Annotated in this window: 13 protein-coding genes; 5 read left to right on the plus strand and 8 right to left on the minus strand. The window is 70.1% G+C overall.

The features are described from left to right. The first annotated feature begins 99 nt into the window (after positions 1-99). The gene (locus ELQ90_RS02235) at positions 100-969 is read left to right on the plus strand and encodes an SDR family oxidoreductase (RefSeq protein WP_128493627.1); all 870 of its coding nucleotides are present in this window, start codon (positions 100-102) and stop codon (positions 967-969) included. A gap of 90 nt (positions 970-1,059) precedes the next feature. On the opposite strand, the gene ELQ90_RS02240 is transcribed toward ELQ90_RS02235, so the two are convergent. The 5 genes from ELQ90_RS02240 to ELQ90_RS02260 all read right to left on the minus strand — a co-directional run bounded on the left by ELQ90_RS02240 (position 1,060) and on the right by ELQ90_RS02260 (position 9,039). Further along, entirely contained in the window at positions 1,060-1,899 is an 840-nt protein-coding gene (locus ELQ90_RS02240; RefSeq protein WP_128493628.1) for an aldose epimerase family protein, read from the minus strand. Positions 1,900-1,922: 23 nt separating this feature from the next. Next, on the minus strand, positions 1,923-2,957 hold the full coding sequence (locus ELQ90_RS02245; protein ID WP_208020545.1) for an ABC transporter permease: 1,035 nt from the start codon (positions 2,955-2,957) through the stop codon (positions 1,923-1,925). An 83-nt stretch (positions 2,958-3,040) separates the two neighbouring features. Beyond that, a complete protein-coding gene (locus ELQ90_RS02250; protein ID WP_128493630.1) occupies positions 3,041-4,549 on the minus strand; it encodes a sugar ABC transporter ATP-binding protein in 1,509 nt (502 codons plus the stop codon). Between the two features lie 82 nt (positions 4,550-4,631). Then, a complete protein-coding gene (locus tag ELQ90_RS02255) occupies positions 4,632-5,675 on the minus strand; it encodes a substrate-binding domain-containing protein (protein WP_128493631.1) in 1,044 nt (347 codons plus the stop codon). A 34-nt stretch (positions 5,676-5,709) separates the two neighbouring features. Beyond that, positions 5,710-9,039: a tetratricopeptide repeat protein gene (locus ELQ90_RS02260; RefSeq protein ID WP_128493632.1), complete on the minus strand. Its 3,330-nt coding sequence runs from the start codon at positions 9,037-9,039 to the stop codon at positions 5,710-5,712. Between the two features lie 91 nt (positions 9,040-9,130). On the opposite strand from ELQ90_RS02260, the gene ELQ90_RS02265 reads away from it, so the two are divergent. Beyond that, entirely contained in the window at positions 9,131-9,994 is an 864-nt protein-coding gene (locus ELQ90_RS02265) for an AraC family transcriptional regulator (RefSeq protein ID WP_243695959.1), read from the plus strand. 49 nt (positions 9,995-10,043) lie between these two features. On the opposite strand, the gene ELQ90_RS02270 is transcribed toward ELQ90_RS02265, so the two are convergent. After that, positions 10,044-10,829 carry a LuxR C-terminal-related transcriptional regulator gene (locus ELQ90_RS02270; protein WP_243695960.1) on the minus strand — a complete coding sequence of 262 codons (786 nt, stop codon included), beginning with the start codon at positions 10,827-10,829 and terminating at the stop codon, positions 10,044-10,046. A gap of 98 nt (positions 10,830-10,927) precedes the next feature. On the opposite strand from ELQ90_RS02270, the gene hxlB reads away from it, so the two are divergent. Then, on the plus strand, positions 10,928-11,521 hold the full coding sequence (hxlB, locus tag ELQ90_RS02275) for a 6-phospho-3-hexuloisomerase (RefSeq protein WP_128493634.1): 594 nt from the start codon (positions 10,928-10,930) through the stop codon (positions 11,519-11,521). A gap of 57 nt (positions 11,522-11,578) precedes the next feature. Then, positions 11,579-12,205, plus strand: a complete 627-nt coding sequence (hxlA, locus tag ELQ90_RS02280; RefSeq protein WP_128493635.1) for a 3-hexulose-6-phosphate synthase — start codon at positions 11,579-11,581, stop codon at positions 12,203-12,205. 138 nt (positions 12,206-12,343) lie between these two features. Here hxlA and ELQ90_RS02285 read toward each other — a convergent pair whose 3' ends face one another. Together ELQ90_RS02285 and ELQ90_RS02290 are read right to left on the minus strand one after the other, a co-directional pair. Then, entirely contained in the window at positions 12,344-13,762 is a 1,419-nt protein-coding gene (locus tag ELQ90_RS02285; protein ID WP_128493636.1) for an MFS transporter, read from the minus strand. After that, positions 13,759-14,184: a MarR family winged helix-turn-helix transcriptional regulator gene (locus ELQ90_RS02290; protein WP_128493637.1), complete on the minus strand. Its 426-nt coding sequence runs from the start codon at positions 14,182-14,184 to the stop codon at positions 13,759-13,761. Before ELQ90_RS02290 ends, ELQ90_RS02285 begins: the two co-directional genes overlap by 4 nt. A gap of 142 nt (positions 14,185-14,326) precedes the next feature. Here ELQ90_RS02290 and ELQ90_RS02295 point away from each other — a divergent pair, with 142 nt between their 5' ends. Further along, positions 14,327-15,169: an alpha/beta hydrolase gene (locus tag ELQ90_RS02295; protein ID WP_128493638.1), complete on the plus strand. Its 843-nt coding sequence runs from the start codon at positions 14,327-14,329 to the stop codon at positions 15,167-15,169. Positions 15,170-15,239: the final 70 nt, after the last annotated feature.

Consider the following 15,239-nt stretch of genomic DNA (forward strand, 5'->3'; position numbering starts at 1 on the left):
GGTGGGTAGCTTACCGAAAAGTGGGTACTGTCGATCGGGAAGAATCAGGCGGCCGCCGGGTTGGCACTGGAGAACACTCCGGAACGGAAGGACATCCTCATGACCGTCGCAGCAACCCCCATCGTCGTCACCGGCGCCACCGGACACCTCGGTCGACTCGTCGTCGACTCCCTGCTCGCTCGCGGCGTCGCACCCGGCGACATCGTCGCCATCGGCCGCAGCGCCGAGAAGCTCGCGGGCGTCGCCTCGACGGGCGTCCGCACCGCCATCGCCGACTACTCGGACCGAGCCTCCCTCGATGCCGCCTTCGCGGGCGCCGGCAGCCTCGTGCTCGTCTCCGGCAGCGAGGTCGGGCAGCGCGTCCAGCAGCACACGAACGCGATCGACGCGGCGGTCGCGGCGGGCGTCTCGCGTGTCGTCTACACGAGCGCTCCCCACGCTACGACGTCGGCGCTCGTCCTCGCCCCCGAGCACAAGGCGACGGAGGAGTACCTCGCAAGCGCGGACGTGGCGAGCACGATCCTCCGCAACAACTGGTACACGGAGAACTACGCCGCAGACGTCGCGCGCTCCGCCGCATCCGGTGTGCTCGTCTCGAGCACGGGGGACGGCCGCGTCGCGAGCGCTTCGCGCGCCGACTATGCGGATGCCGTCGCCGCGGTGCTCGTGACCGACGGTCACGAGGGCGCCGTCTACGAGCTCTCCGGGGACGTCGCGTGGACCTACACGGATCTCGCCGCTGCGATCACCGAGATCACGGGGAAGCCCGTCGAGTGGAAGAACGTGAGCACGGAGGAGCACCTCGCCATCCTCACCGGTGCGGGCCTCGACGAGGGGACCGCGGGATTCGTCGTCGCTCTCGACGGCAACATCAGGGACGGTCTGCTCGCGGAGACGAGCGGTGACCTCGCCCGACTCATCGGCCGTCCGACCACCCCGCTCGTCGAGGGACTGCGCGCCGCGGTCTGAGCGTCGGCGATCGCTGCGTCAGCGGTTTCGCGGTCTCTGAGTTCGTCGAAGGGCCTCTTGGTCTCAGGATCGCGTGACCTGTGCACGGCGTCACCGGGCCGGGACGGACGGTCCTTCCGAGCAGTGCAGGTGGACGGACCACTCACGCGGTAACGAAGCACTGACTGTCCAGAGTTCTCTCGCCTGCGCCGCCGAGTCCGAGGGAGTGCTCGTCGGCTCGAGCGCGAGGACGGGGTCACGCGAGAACTCCCCGGAGTCCGCGTAGACGCCGAGCCAGGGGATCTCGGCGGGATCCCACGTCATGCCGAGCGACCGACCGTCGGGGAGGGCGATCGACGCGTGCACGGATCGAGGGCCGCCGACTCCTGCGGGATTCGAGCGGAGCGCCCGCGACGCGACGAAGGCCTTCACCGCTCGCGGTGCCACAGTGGCACCGGCCCCGCCGATCGCTGTCGCGCCCGGCACCGGGGCGTGGGTGTCGACCCGAGGGTACTCCTGCAGCACCTCGGTGACCCCGGGCAGCGTGATGTGCGCTCCGTCGGCGGCCGAGAACAGCGGGTGGGCTGACCACAGGAACGATCGCGGCCGGAGGTCCGTCGTCGAGGCCCGATACCGCACCGCGAGACCATCGGGCGTCGGTCGAACGAGACGCTCGAGCACGATGCCGCTCGAGGCGGAGCGCACGGTGGTCGCGATCTCGTGCTTCCCCGCGGACGACACCGACCACGGCACGTTCCAGACGTCGCCGTGATCCGGGAGACCCTCACTGGGTGCGATGGTGGGCAGGGCCTCGTCCCAGCCGCCCGTGCCCGAGTGGACGAATCGCGTCGCCCCGGGGGCGGCCGGCCACGACTCGGTGAGCCATTCACGACCGAGGGCGACGAGCGACACGATACGCCCGCCGTGCTCCGGATCGAGGCGCAGTCGCACGCCTCCGCCCGAGACCTCGAGCACTAGCCGGGCAATCCGACCCGGCGCTCGCCCGACCGGAGCTGCTGGATGATCACGGCCACGACGAGCAGAGCGCCCTTCGCGACGTTCTGCCAGAAGCTGTTGACGCCGAGGAGCGTCATACCGTTCGTCAGGATGCCGAGGAGGATCACCGCGAGGATCGTTCCCGCAATGGTGCCCTTGCCGCCCTTCAGCGCCGCTCCACCGAGGGCGGCGGCTGTGATGGCCTCGAGTTCGAGTCCCTCCGATCCCGACACGGGCTGACCGGAGCCCGTCCGCGCCGTGATGAGGAGCCCAGCGATCGCGGCGACGGCTCCCGTCACCATGTAGACGCCGAGGATGTACCGGTTGATGTCGATGCCGGCCAGTCGCGACGCGACGTCGTTGCCGCCGACCGCGTAGATGTTGCGACCGACGGTCGTGTAGCGGAGCACGATGTGCGCGAGCACCGCGACGAGGATGAGCACCCAGATGAGCGTCGGGACGCCGGCGATGGAACCGCGGGCGAGGAAGACGAAGAACGGGTCGGCGCCCGTGTACCCCTGCGCGCGGCCGTCCGACACGAGCTGGGCGACGCCTTTGTAGGCCGCGAGTGTCGCGAGGGTCGCGATCACCGGATTCACGCGGCCGAAGACGATGATGCAGCCGTTCACGAGGCCGCAGACCACCCCGATGAGGATCGCCCCGCCGACGCCGAGCGCCGCGGCTCCCGTCACCGAGAAGATCATGGCGGACGTGACCGACGTGAGTCCCGCGATCGACCCGACGGAGATGTCGAGCGCGCCGAGGATGATGACGATCGTCTGGACGATCGCGAGCAACCCGGAGATCGCGATCGCCGTGCCGATGACGCGGAGGTTCGCGACGGTGAAGAAGAGCGGGTTCTGCGAACCGATGATCGCGACGACGAGTGCGATCGCCATGAGCAGCGAGACGTTCTGCACGCCGACGGCGGAGAGTGCGCGCCGCAGCGGACCGGGCCGGTGGTTCGCGGCCTTCGAGTCCGCGGCGGCGGTCCTGGTCGTGGAGGTGGGCACCGGAGTGCTCCTTTCGTGCGGCGTCGAGGCGGTGCTCGGCGGAGGTACGGGGATGTCCCGCTCGGGTGATGTGGGGGTCGTGCTCATGAGAACGTCGGCTCCTCTTCCATGGCGAGCGCGAGGATCGACTCCTCAGTGGCGCCCCGCGAGGGCACCTCGCCGGTGATGTGGCCGTGGGCCATCACGTAGATCCGGTCGGAGACGCCGATGACCTCGGGCAGTTCGCTCGAGACCACGAGCACGGCGACGCCGGAGCGGGCGAGCTCGTCGATGATCGTGTAGATCTCCGACTTGGCGCCGACGTCGACGCCGCGCGTCGGTTCGTCGAGCAGGAGGACACGCGGCCCCGTGGCGAGCCACCGTGCGAGCACGACCTTCTGCTGATTGCCGCCCGAGAGCGTGCCGACGATCTGCTCGGTCGAGGGCGTGCGGACGCGCATGCGCTCGATGTACTCGACCGCGAGCGCCTTCTCCGCCGCGGACTTCACGAAGATCCAGCGCGAGAGCTTCCGCAGCATCGCGAGCGCCATGTTGTCGCGCACGGTCCGCTGCAGGAGCAGTGCTTCCGCCTTCCGCTCCTCGGGAGCGAAACCGATGCCCGCCGCCACGCTGTCCGCCGGACTACGGAACCGCGTGCGCTTGCCGCCGACCCGCAGCTCCCCCGAAGTGATCTGGAAGTCGCCGACGATCGTCTTCATGAGCTCGCTGCGCCCGGCGCCGACGAGCCCGGCGACGCCGACGACCTCCCCGGCCCGGACCGTGAGGCTGATGCCGTCGACGAAGTCGTTCGTCACGCCGTCCAGTTCGAGGACGACGTCGCCCGGCGGGATCGCCTCGCGCTGGAAGAACTGGCTGAGATCGCGACCGACCATCATGCGCACGAGTCCGTCGTCGTCGATGTCCGTGGCCTTCTCGGTCCCGACGAGGCCGCCGTCCCGCAGCACCGTGATGCGGTCGGCGAGCTGGAAGATCTCCGCCATCCGGTGCGACACGTAACCGATCGCGACACCCTCCGAGCGGAGCCGGCGGATGACGGTGAAGAGGATGGCCACCTCGTCGTCGCCGAGGGAGGAGGTGGGCTCATCGAAGCAGATGACGGCAGGCCCCGAGACGAGCGCCCGCATGATCTCGACGATCTGTCGCTGAGCGGGGGAGAGGGAACTGCCGATCAGCTCGGGCCGGATGACCCGTGCGAACCCCCAGCGTTCGAGGGCCTCGCCGGCGCGATCGAGGAGCTCGGACCGGTTGAACCGAGCACCTCCGAGCGCGCCGATGAAGATGTTCTCCGCGACCGAGACGTGGGGCACGATCTCGGGCTCCTGCGCGATGACCCGGACACCGGCCGCCCGGGAGTCTCCCGGGCCGGCGAACGTCACCGCGCGGCCGTCGAGTTCGAGGACGCCCTCCTCCGGTTGGTAGTCGCCCGTGATGATCTTCAGGAGCGTGGACTTCCCGGCGCCGTTCTCGCCCATGAGCGCCGTGACCTCGCCGCGCCGCAATTCGAGCTCGACCCCGCGGAGCGCGCGGACCGGGCCGAAGCTCTTCGTGATCCCTCGTGCTGCGAACGCGATGTCCGCCCGCTCGTCGCTCATGCGTTCTCCTCGTCGTCGTTGATGGGTGCTCGGGAGCAGGGAGCCGGGCGGCGACTCGCGTCGCCGCCCGGCGGGGTGCCGACTATGTGCAGACCACGCCTTCGGCCTCCCAGTTGCTCGCGTCCACGATCTCCGTGTTCGCGATCGACTGGGGGGGCAGCGGAGTGCCATCGCGGAGGAGTGCGACCATCGAGGTCACGGCGGCCTTGCCGACCTCGGCGCCGGAGATGAACAGCGCGGCCTTGTTGCCCGTGTCCTGGCCGGCCGCCCAGTCCTTGCACGTCAGGTAGGCGCCGAGGCCGACGCCGATGATGTCGTCACCGGCCACGCCGGAGTTCTGGAGGGCCGTCACGATCCCGGTCTCGTTCTCGTCGTTGCAGCCCCACACGACCCAGTGCTCGACCCCGGCGTTCGCCGTGATGACCGCTCCGGCCTGGTCCTGAGCGTCGGTCGCCGAGTTGTCGGTCCCGATCTCGATGAGCTCCGGCATGTCCTCGCCGACGGCCTCGGAGAACGCGGCCTCCGCACCGTCGACGCGCTGCTGGCAGACGCTCAGGTCCTGCTTGTAGCCGGAGAGGATGCGCGTGTCGGCGGCGCTCCAGCCCGCTTCGAGGTACAGATCCGCGGCGGCCTGACCGACCTCGGTTCCCATCGCGGTGCCGTCGAAGCCGGCGAACGGCGCCTCGGTGCCGTCGGCTCCCGCGATCACGTCGTCCGACGCCATGATCGGGATGCCCGCGGCGTCGGCCGCCTCGATGACCTGCGGGCCGATCTGCTGGTCGGGGACGACGATGATGATGCCGTCGACTCCCTGTGCGATCGCGGAGTCGAGTTCGCTGATGGCCTTATTGGAGTCGGTGCCGAGGTCGACGACGTTGATGGTCACGTCCCCGAGCTCTTCCGCGGCCGCCTTCGCGCCGTTCGCCTGGTCGACGAAGTACTGCTGGTCGCCCTGCTTCTGCAGGTAGGCGATCGTGAGCGGTCCGTCCTTGGGTCCGGCGGAGGCGCCGCCGCCGGAGCCGGCCTCCTCCATGCCGGAGGAGCACGCGCTGAGCGCGACGAGAGCGACGAGCGCTCCCGCCGCGGCGAGGACGCGACGTCGCCGTCCTGCTGTTGTTCTGTTCATCGTTGGTCCTTCATTCTCTTCGGTGCCAGCGGCGTCAATGCTGCTGGAGCTGTGGGTGTGTCGGGGTGGTGAGGCTCTCGACCGCTCGCCGCAGCGCCCGGACCTCGGCGCGGAGTGCGTCGTCCGGATCGTCGCGGAAGAGGAGCATCGTCGGGAGGGACGTGGCGAAGTAGTCGATGGTGCCGGCTCGGCCGGACAGTTCGTCGATGTAGTCACGGAAGCCCGCGGTGAGCTCGTCCGCCTGGTCGTCGCGTCCGAGCCGCCGGAGGGCGGTGATGCTGCTGACGGTGTGGAGGCTGAACGTCCGCGTGCTCATGTCGGTGAAGTCGGCGACGGATGCCGCCGCCGTCTCCCACGCAGCGCGGGCGCCCTCGTCCTCCCCGCTCAGGGCGAGCGCGTCGCCGAGAGCGAGGTGGAGCCGGGCGACGTTCGCGAGCGGGTGGCGTGCCTCCCCGAGACTCGTCGGAGGCCGCAGTGCAGCCTGGATGGCGGCCACGGCCGTGTCCCCGTCGCCGTCCGCGATCGCGCGGTCGGCGCGGGCGAGGAGCGCGTCGTCCCAGGCGCGGAGTACGCGTCCCTCCCCGCCCTCCCACGGTTGGAACCGGCGGACGGAGAGGAGGTCGAGCGCCTCGTCCGACCGGCCGACGGACGTGAGCAGCCCGGCGAGCTCGACGGAGAGGTCGTCGCGACGACCGACGAGGTCGAGTCGTCGCTCGAGTCGCTCGAGGCGTGCGCCGGCGGACGTCCCGACGCGTGCCAGGAGCTGGTCGTGCTCGTAGAGGAGCTTCGCGTCGTCGGGGGCGGCCTCGCGCGCCGCGTCGAAGTGGGCGAGCGCGGCGTCGAGGTCGCCGCGGACGTTGTGTTCGGCGATCGCGAGGTTCCGGTGCGCCGACGCCGTCACGTGCGGCTCGCGCGATGGCGCGGCGAGCGAGGAGCTCCACGCCGCGATGGCGTCGTCGGCGCGACCCGCGGCGTAGTACCAGCTCCCGAGGAGCGACCAGGCGCGAGCGTCGCTCGTGTCCGCGGCGACCGCGGCCTCGAGCGCTGCGACGTCCTCGAGTCGTGAGGGAAGGCAGTGGCGTGCGTCTGCGTGTCTGGCCTCCTCCCGGGCTTCGACGGCCTCTGCGTGTCGACCGAGCCTGTCGAGCAGCGCGGCCCGGTGGTAGTGCGCGAGCGGAGCGATCTGCACTTGTCCGAGCGCGGTCTCCTCCGCCGCTTCCGCCGCCGCTCTGAACACGTCGAGCGCATCGTCGGGGAAGCCGCTCGACGCGTATTCGATGGCGACGTCGAGGAGGGTGGGGCCGTCCGTGGACGTCGTCCGGCCCGCGAGGTGGCGGGTCCACTGGTCGAGCGGATCGACCCGCAGGATCGCCGTAAGTGCGTCGTCCGCCTCGTCGGCGCGCCCGATGGCGCGGAGCACGGCCGCCCGGAGCGCCCCGGCCTGCAGGTTCTCCGCATCGACGGCGAGGACCTCGTCGAGTCGCTCGAGCGCGAGCGGGAGGTCGCCGGCGGAGGAGTGGAGGCGCGCGAGTACGAGCGCCGCGGGAGCCCGCCAGGCGGAGTTCCACATGGCCTTCCGGAGCGCGGGCACCGCTTCTGCCGGTCGGCCGAGTCGTACGAGGGCCAGGCCGAGGCGGTAGTGCGCCTCGCCGTCCGCCGGGTTCGGCACGCGATCCACGAGCCGGGCGATGGCGTTTCGCAGTAGGGCCTCGGCCTCGGCGAACCGAGCGGAGTCGTGGCGGACGGCGGCGAGCGCGATCGACGAGCGCACGTCGCCGGGGTCGCGGAGCAAGGCCTCGGCCCAGTACGGCTCCGGCGAGCGGGTCGCGTGCCGGTACTGGTGCAGGTACTGGCCGGTGAGGAAGAGCTCCTCGACCGTCGTGATGTCGCCCGGTGCGGGCGGCTCGGTCGCGGCCGCCGGCGGAGTGGGGGACTCCTCGGGCGCCGGCTGGGTCCAGACGAGGATGAGCCGACCGTCGGCATCGCGGATCTCGATCGTGAGCGGATCCGTCGTCGCAGCCGCGATGACGCGGTCGAGCAGGAGCGGTTCGGCGGGTCGCAACGTCGCGGTGTGCTCGACGAGTGGTGGGCCCGATGCGGAGCGGACGACGACCGTCGCATCCGGCAGTTCCCTCGTCACGGAGACGCCGACGCGCAACTCGGCCTCGTCGCCCCGTGCGGTCACGTCGAGGCGCACCGCGGCGTCGAGCGTCGCGTGCAGGGCGGGCCCGATCCCGTGCAGCGGGTACCAGAACTGGCTGAAGCTCTTCGTCTCACCGGGGGTCAGGTACGAGAAGTCGGGCTGGTTGTCGGTGTAGGCGCCCGCCATGAGCTCGACGTACGGTCCGTCGCCGTCCGTGAGGTTCGCGTCCCATGCATGGCCGAACTCGGCGTCTCCCCACGTCCACTGCTTCTTGCCGGGGGCGATCGTGTGATCGGCCCAGTAGACGAAACCCGCCTCCTTACCGTGGTCGTACCCGCCGAAGAAGTCCTCGGCCGTGTCGACGATCATGTACGACGTCGGCACGGGGATGTTGCGGTACCAGTCGAGGCGATCGCCGTCGGGCCGCTCCGGCGTCCGTCGCGCCGGGTAGTCGATTCCGTAGTAGTCGCCGTCGACGGCCGGGAAGGTCGCGATCGCGCGCTTGGCATGGTCGGCGACGAAATGAACGTCCGGCGGGAAGAACGACTGGTAGTCGTCGTTGACCGCAGCGGCGACGTTCGCCCACCACAAGAAGGTCTGCGTCGTCTCCGTCCGGTTGACGAGTCGGACGCGCGCCTCGATGACGGTGCTGTCGGGGCGCAGCCGGATGCCGTGCATGCCCTTCATCCGCTTCATGGGATCGTGGTCGCTGCACCAGACGGTGACGGATCCGTCGTCCTCGTGCTCGATCTCGACATCGACGGGGAGGAACGTCGCCGGCCGGTGGTGCTGCGGCCAGTTGAACTCGACCCCGCCGGACACCCATGGGCCCGCGAGACCGACGAGAGCCGGCTTGATGACGTTGTTGCGGTAGAAGAAGTCGTAGTCGGCGACCTTGTCGTACCCGACGTGGATGCGGCCGCCGAGCTCCGGGAGGATCATGAGGCGGACCCAGCGGTTCTCGAGGTGCACGGCCTGCCACTCGTGCGGCTTCTTCTCCTGCTCGATCCGTTCGTGGAAGGGGAGCGGGAAGACGGCTCCGGACGAGCCCTGGTAGACGCGCGTGCCGAGGAACGCCGGGTAATCGTCGGGTTCGGCGGGGAGGTACGTGTCGATCGTGACCGGCTCGCTCCAGGCGGCCACGTCCGCGTCCGCCAGGGAATCGGGTACGGGCGGAAGGGTCAGTCGCGAGGGCGACACCGTTGTCTGATCGTCGAGCACCCGTTCAGGTTAGGCGCGCTCCTGCGCGACTCGACAGCAGGATTCGCGGAGGAATCTGGACAAAACGACGATCCGGGAGCATGATCGCCCCGTGCCCATCCCCGACGGCTTCCCCGGCCAGCGTATGCTCGTGCTCCCGCGTCCGCTCGTGCGGGACGCGCTGCAGCGGCCCGGGACGGCGCACCTCGTCGTGACCGATTGCGGCTACTTCCCGGAGGCCGAATCCCACGGGAGGGAGCGCGCGACGGGGATCCCGCAGGCCGTTGTCTTCGTCTGCACGCGGGGCAGGGGTTGGGTCGAGACGGAGGACGGACGCTTCACCGTGTCCGCCGGCGAGGCGGTCGTGCTCCCGCCCGGACGACCCCACGCGTACGGGGCCGACCCGGACGATCCGTGGACGCTCTGGTGGATGCACGTACAGGGCCGTGACCTGCCGGAGTTCCTCACGGCGGCCGGGATCACGACGCGCTCGCCGGTCCGTTCGCTCTCCGATGTGTACCGCGCCGTCGCCCTCGTGGGAGAGGCCCTCGAGTGGATGGAACGCGACACGTCACCCGCGAGCCTGCTCGGTGCGGCGGGCGCCGCGTGGCACCTCATGGCCCAGCTCGCGACGGACCGCGCTCCCGGCTCACGGCACGATGTGCTCGACCGTGCGGCCGCGTACATCCGGGAGACGGTCGACGAGCCGGTGTCGATCGCCGCCCTCGCCGCGATGGCCCGCGTGAGCCCATCGCACTTCTCCGCGCTGTTCAAGGCCCGGTTCGGCTTCCCCGTGCGTCAGTATCAGACGCAGGTCCGGATGGCGCGGGCACGAGAACTCCTCGACACGACGGATCAACCGGTCGCGACGGTGGCCGCAACGGTCGGGTATCCCGATTCGTTCTACTTCGCGCGCCAGTTCAAGCGCGTCCACGGCGTCTCACCGCTCCGCTACCGCCGCCAGGGCAAGGGCTGACCGGGTGTGGCCCCGAGCGAGACGCGCCGCCGCACAGCCGACCGGTGGATCAGTGCGTCGCGAGGGCCACGAGTTCGGATCGTGACGACGCGCCGGCCTTTCGCAGCAGGTTCGACACGTGGAACTTGACCGTGTTCTCGCTGATCGCGAGCTCGCCCGCGATGGCGCGGTTGCGAGCGCCCGACGCGACGAGGCGCAGCACCTCGCGCTCGCGCGCGCTCAGCGCGACGCTATCGAGCGACTCGGGCAGCGCCGGCGGATCGAGCGGCAGACGGATCGCGAGATCCGAACCCCACCCCGCGGTCGACGAGACGCCGAGCTCACCGCCGAGAGCCGCGACCCGCTCGGCGATCGGCCGGAGCGAGTCGTCGTGGGCCGTCAGCTCGCCGCGCCCATCGTCGCGGATGTCGATGAGGAGGTTGAGGCCGTCGCAGTCCCACTGGATCCGGACGCGGGTCGTCTCGCCCTGATCGACGAAGGCCAGAACGGCGCTCCGGACGATGGCGCGCGCGGCATGCGCGACCTCTCCGGGAAGCGCTCGGCCCGTCGCAGGCGGTTCGACGAACTGGACGTCGAGGTCGCCGTGGCGGACGAGGGGCCTGAGATCGTTCCGCAGTCGGGCGAATGCTCCGACGACGGGCTCGACGAGGCTGTCCCGGAACTCGTCGCTCGCGGTTCGCAAATCGACGAGCGCTCCCGCGGCGAGGTCCGTGGCCATGGTCCGCGCGGCGCGGTCGTCGAGACGTCGCGAGCGGAGCACTGCGAGAATCGACTCGAGCGTCACCGCGTGACGGTCGGCCTGGTCGGCGGCGAGCTGGACGGTGTCGGCGATCATCACCCGACTATACGCTCCACCCATCCCACTCTTTCGGGTAGGTGAACCCGTTCCAACGGGGGAGCGTCCGCCCGGGACGCGGAGCGCAGGATGGAGAGATGACTTCCCCCGAGACGTCCGTCGCCGATGCCCTCCTCGTGATCCGGCGCGAACTCGACACCCTCGTCGATCGGGTGCTCACCGAGTCGGCCGCTGGTGCCGCCCCGAACCCGCTCGAGGCCGTCGCCGACCTCATCGCATCCGCCGATCGCGTCTTCGTGGTCGGCGCGGGCCGGTCGGGTCTCGCCTTGCGGATGACGGCGATGCGCCTCATGCACCTCGGTCTCGACGTGCACGTCGTGGGCGAGGTGACGACGCCCGCCATCACGGCGGGCGACGTGCTCCTCACGGCCAGCGGCTCCGGCACGACGGGTGCCATCGTGCGTGCCGCGGAGACGGCAGCCGGTGCTGAGGCTCGGATCGCGGTCATCACCACGGTCTCCGATTCGCCACTCGCGGCGCTCGCGACCGCTGTCGTCGTCGTTCCGGCCGCCGAGAAGCGCGACCGCTCGGGAGCGGCGTCCGCTCAGTACGCGGGCAGCCTGTTCGAGCAGATCGTCGTCCTTCTCGGTGATGCCCTCTTCCACGCCCTCTGGAAGCGCTCGGGCGCGAGCGCCGACGATCTCTGGCCCCGTCACGCGAACCTCGAGTGACTCAGACGTCGGATGACGCCCACCTCTTCTCCCCCTCATCACACGGATAGGAACATCATGAAACTGCAGTTCGCCATGGACACCCTCACGACCGAAGCCGCCCTCGAACTCGCCGCCGCCGCGGCGCCGCACGTCGACATCCTCGAGCTCGGCACCCCGCTCATCAAGAGCGCCGGTCTCTCCGCCGTCACGGCGATCAAGGCTGCTCACCCCGACAAGATCGTGTTCGCCGACCTCAAGACGATGGACGCCGGTGAGCTCGAGGCGGACATCACCTTCGCCGCCGGCGCCGACCTCGTGACCGTCCTCGGTTCCGCGGGCGACAGCACGATCATCGGAGCCGTCACCGCCGCCAGGAAGCACGGCAAGGGCGTCGTCGTCGACCTCATCGGGGTAGCCGACAAGCCGAAGCGCGCGAAGGAGGTCGTCGCCCTCGGCGCCGAATTCGTCGAGATGCACGCGGGCCTCGACGAGCAGGCCGAGGAGGGCTTCACGTTCTCCACGCTGTTGCGCGACGGCGAGGCGTCCGGCGTGCCGTTCTCGGTCGCCGGCGGCATCAACGCGTCGACGATCGCGTCCGTCCAGCAGGCCGGCGCGCGGGTCGCCGTCGCCGGCGGCGCCATCTACGGCGCGGCCGACGTGGGGGCCGCCGCTGCGGAGCTCCGCGCCGCGATCACCGACTGACCGGGATCTTCCGCCGCCGGTAGGCCGCGTCGACCCGACGGCACCATCCTTTGAGCCGAGCGCCACAGAATCATCTGTGGCGCTCGGCTCGAGGCGTAACGGGACGCGTAGGGCGGGCGGCGGCGGGTCGTCTTGCGATCAGCGGCGCTGGGCGCGCTGCGGGACGGAGCCCGTCGGCGTGCGCTTCGAACCGACGTTGTGACGCGTGGTCGCCCCGGGGAGGGGGATCGGGATCGGTGATGTGAGGGCGACCTGCTCCGAGAAGTCCTCCGGAACGACCCCGGTCGGCCGGGCCCGCTGCTTGCCCGTGTACTCGAGCGCGACGCCGAAACGTACGTGCCGCGAGAACCGGACGCGCAGGTCCTTCGCGATGACGAGCCACGTGAGTGCGATCACGGACGCGATGATCCCCGCGACGCCACCCACGACGAGGGCCCAGCGTGGTCCGAAGGCGTTTGCGACGGCTCCGACGATGGGCGCACCGACGGGCGTGCCGCCCATGAGGATCGCCATGTAGAGCGCCATCACGCGCCCGCGCACGGCCGGCTCCGTCGTCGTCTGCACGTAGCCGTTCGCTGTCGTCAGCATCGTCACGGTCGCGAAGCCGATGAGGATGAGGGAGACGCCGAAGGTCCAGAAGGTCGGCATGAGCGACGACGTGATCGCCGCGAGGCCGAAGCCCGCCGAGGCGAGAATGACGACCCGCAGTCTTGCGCGTTCCCGACGCGCCGCGAGCAGCGCGCCGGTGAGGGAGCCGATCGCGAGGATCGAGGACAGCAGACCGTACTCGCCGGCGCCGCGACCGAATTCCACGGCCATCGTCGACGCGAAGATGGGGAAGTTCATGCCGAACGCCCCGATGAGGAAGACGACGGCGAACACGACGAGAAGATCGGGGCGGCCGCGCACGTAGCGGAAGCCCTCAGCCAGCTGTCCCTTCGACCGGTTGGCCCGTGGTCGCGGGCGCAGCTCCGACGTCCGGATGTTCACGAGCGCGATGATCATCGCGACGAACGTCACGGCGTTGAGCACGAACACCCAACCGGCGCCGATGAGAACGATGAGCAGGCCAGACACGGCCGGGCCGATCATGCGTGCGGCATTGAAGGACGCGGCGTTGAGTGCGACCGCGTTCGACATGTTGTGCTCGTCCACGAGGTCGGAGACGAACGTCTGACGGGCGGGCCCGTCCACGGCGTTGACGAGACCGAGGGCGAGCGCGAAGAGGTAGAGATGCCAGAGCTCGGCGTGACCGAGGATGAGGAGGAGGCCGAGGCCGAGTCCCAGTAGCAGCAGGAGCGACTGCGTGACCAGGATGATCTTGCGGCGATCGAAGCGGTCGGCGATGAGTCCGGTGATGGGCACGAGAAGGAGCTGCGGACCGAACTGCAGTGCCATCGTCGTGCCGACGGCCACGGCGTCGTTGTCCGTCAGGTCGGTGAGGACGACCCAGTTCTGGGTGGTCGCCTGCATCCAGCTGCCGATGTTCGACACGAGTGCGCCGATGAACCAGAGCCGGTAGTTGCGGACGGAGAGCGAGCGGAACATGGCGCTCATCGTTCCGCCATCCTCTGCATGATGGCGGCGGCATCAGCGATGATCGCGCGGTCTTCGGGGCTGAGCGCCTTGAGGGCGTGCGTCAGCCAGGCGTCGCGTTTCTTGACGGTGGCTTTCACGGTGTCCGTTCCGCTCGGGGTGAGCGTGATGGTGACGCGTCGCTTGTCCGCGGTGTCGGTCACACGTGTGAGGTAACCGAGTTCTTCGAGGAAACCGACGGTGCGGTTCATGGAGGGGGCGGAGACGCGTTCGCGTTCCGCGAGGGAGCTGAGGGTGTGGGGACCGTGCGTGAAGAGGGCGGCGAGGACCGAGAACTGGCCGTCGCTGAGATCGTCGTCGGACTTCTCCGCGCGCAGTCGGCGAGCCAGCCGGAACGTGCCCATCCGCAGGTCCGAACTCTGTTCGGCGATGGTTCGAGGCATATTACTTAGCGTAACTCATTACCCTCGCTAACTATTCCCGCCTCCCCCTCTCCCCCCTGAATATCCCCTTTGTGCTCGAATTTTCGTGCTCATGCGGGATTTTCAGGGGGGAGAGAGGGGGAGGCGTGGGTAGGGTGTGGGGGTGAGTGAGGCCCCCGAGACGCGGACCCTCGTCGACGGCGACGGGGTCACCATCTGGTACTACGTGTGGGCGGTGGAGGATCCCCGCGGGATCGTGCACATCGTGCACGGCGCGGGGGAGCATGCCGGTCGGTATGCGGCGCTCGCCGCCGATCTCAACGGCGCTGGCTTCACCGTGATCGCGGACGACCACCGCGGACACGGCGCGACGGGGGAGAACCACCTCGGGCTCGGACGTCTCGGCGACGGCACGACGCGCGGTGCGATCCGCTCGGTCCTGCACGTCGGTCGAGCGATCGCGGACGCATACCCCGACGTGCCGATCGTGCTCCTCGGCCACAGTTGGGGCTCGCTCATGGCGCAGAAGATCGTCACACGCGAGCACCCGTACTCCGCGCTCGTGCTGTCGGGGACATCCCTCGCGGTGCCCGGCGTCATCAATGCCGGCGACCTCAACAAGCAGTGGCGGACGCCCGGGAGCACGGGGCTCGAGTGGTTGTCGCGTGATTCGGCGGTCGGCGCGGCTTTCGCGGAGGATCCGCGGGCGTTCGACATCGCGCAGCAGCCCGTGTGGACGGCGATCCAGGCGTTCGCGTTCCTGGGGCGGCCGCCGCGGCGGATGCCGCGCGACCTGCCCGTCCTCATCCAGGGCGGCTCGGACGATCCCCTCGGTGGGGCACGCGGCATGCGGCTGCTGCGCCATGCGTACGTGAAGCGGTCACGGCTCTCCGATGTGACCCTCCGCGTCTACGAGGGCGCGCGCCACGAGATCTACAAGGAGACGAACCGCGAGGAGATCGTCGCCGACCTCGTCGCCTGGCTCGACGCCCACGTGCCGCGTTGAGCGCCGGCACCGACGGCCGACGGTCCCTGAGGAGCGGCACCAGGGGGTGACGTTTCGGTCGCCGCCAGCC

This window comes from Labedella phragmitis, from assembly GCF_004078635.1.
Lineage (GTDB): Bacteria > Actinomycetota > Actinomycetes > Actinomycetales > Microbacteriaceae > Labedella > Labedella phragmitis.

Coding starts and splice junctions, on each gene's coding strand:
- ELQ90_RS02235 (WP_128493627.1), top strand. CDS start 100: ATGACCGTCGCAGCAACCCCCATCGTCGTCACCGGCGCCACCGGACAC.
- ELQ90_RS02250 (WP_128493630.1), bottom strand. CDS start 4,549: ATGAGCGACGAGCGGGCGGACATCGCGTTCGCAGCACGAGGGATCACG.
- ELQ90_RS02255 (WP_128493631.1), bottom strand. CDS start 5,675: ATGAACAGAACAACAGCAGGACGGCGACGTCGCGTCCTCGCCGCGGCG.
- ELQ90_RS02270 (WP_243695960.1), bottom strand. CDS start 10,829: ATGATCGCCGACACCGTCCAGCTCGCCGCCGACCAGGCCGACCGTCAC.
- hxlB (WP_128493634.1), top strand. CDS start 10,928: ATGACTTCCCCCGAGACGTCCGTCGCCGATGCCCTCCTCGTGATCCGG.
- hxlA (WP_128493635.1), top strand. CDS start 11,579: ATGAAACTGCAGTTCGCCATGGACACCCTCACGACCGAAGCCGCCCTC.
- ELQ90_RS02285 (WP_128493636.1), bottom strand. CDS start 13,762: ATGAGCGCCATGTTCCGCTCGCTCTCCGTCCGCAACTACCGGCTCTGG.
- ELQ90_RS02290 (WP_128493637.1), bottom strand. CDS start 14,184: ATGCCTCGAACCATCGCCGAACAGAGTTCGGACCTGCGGATGGGCACG.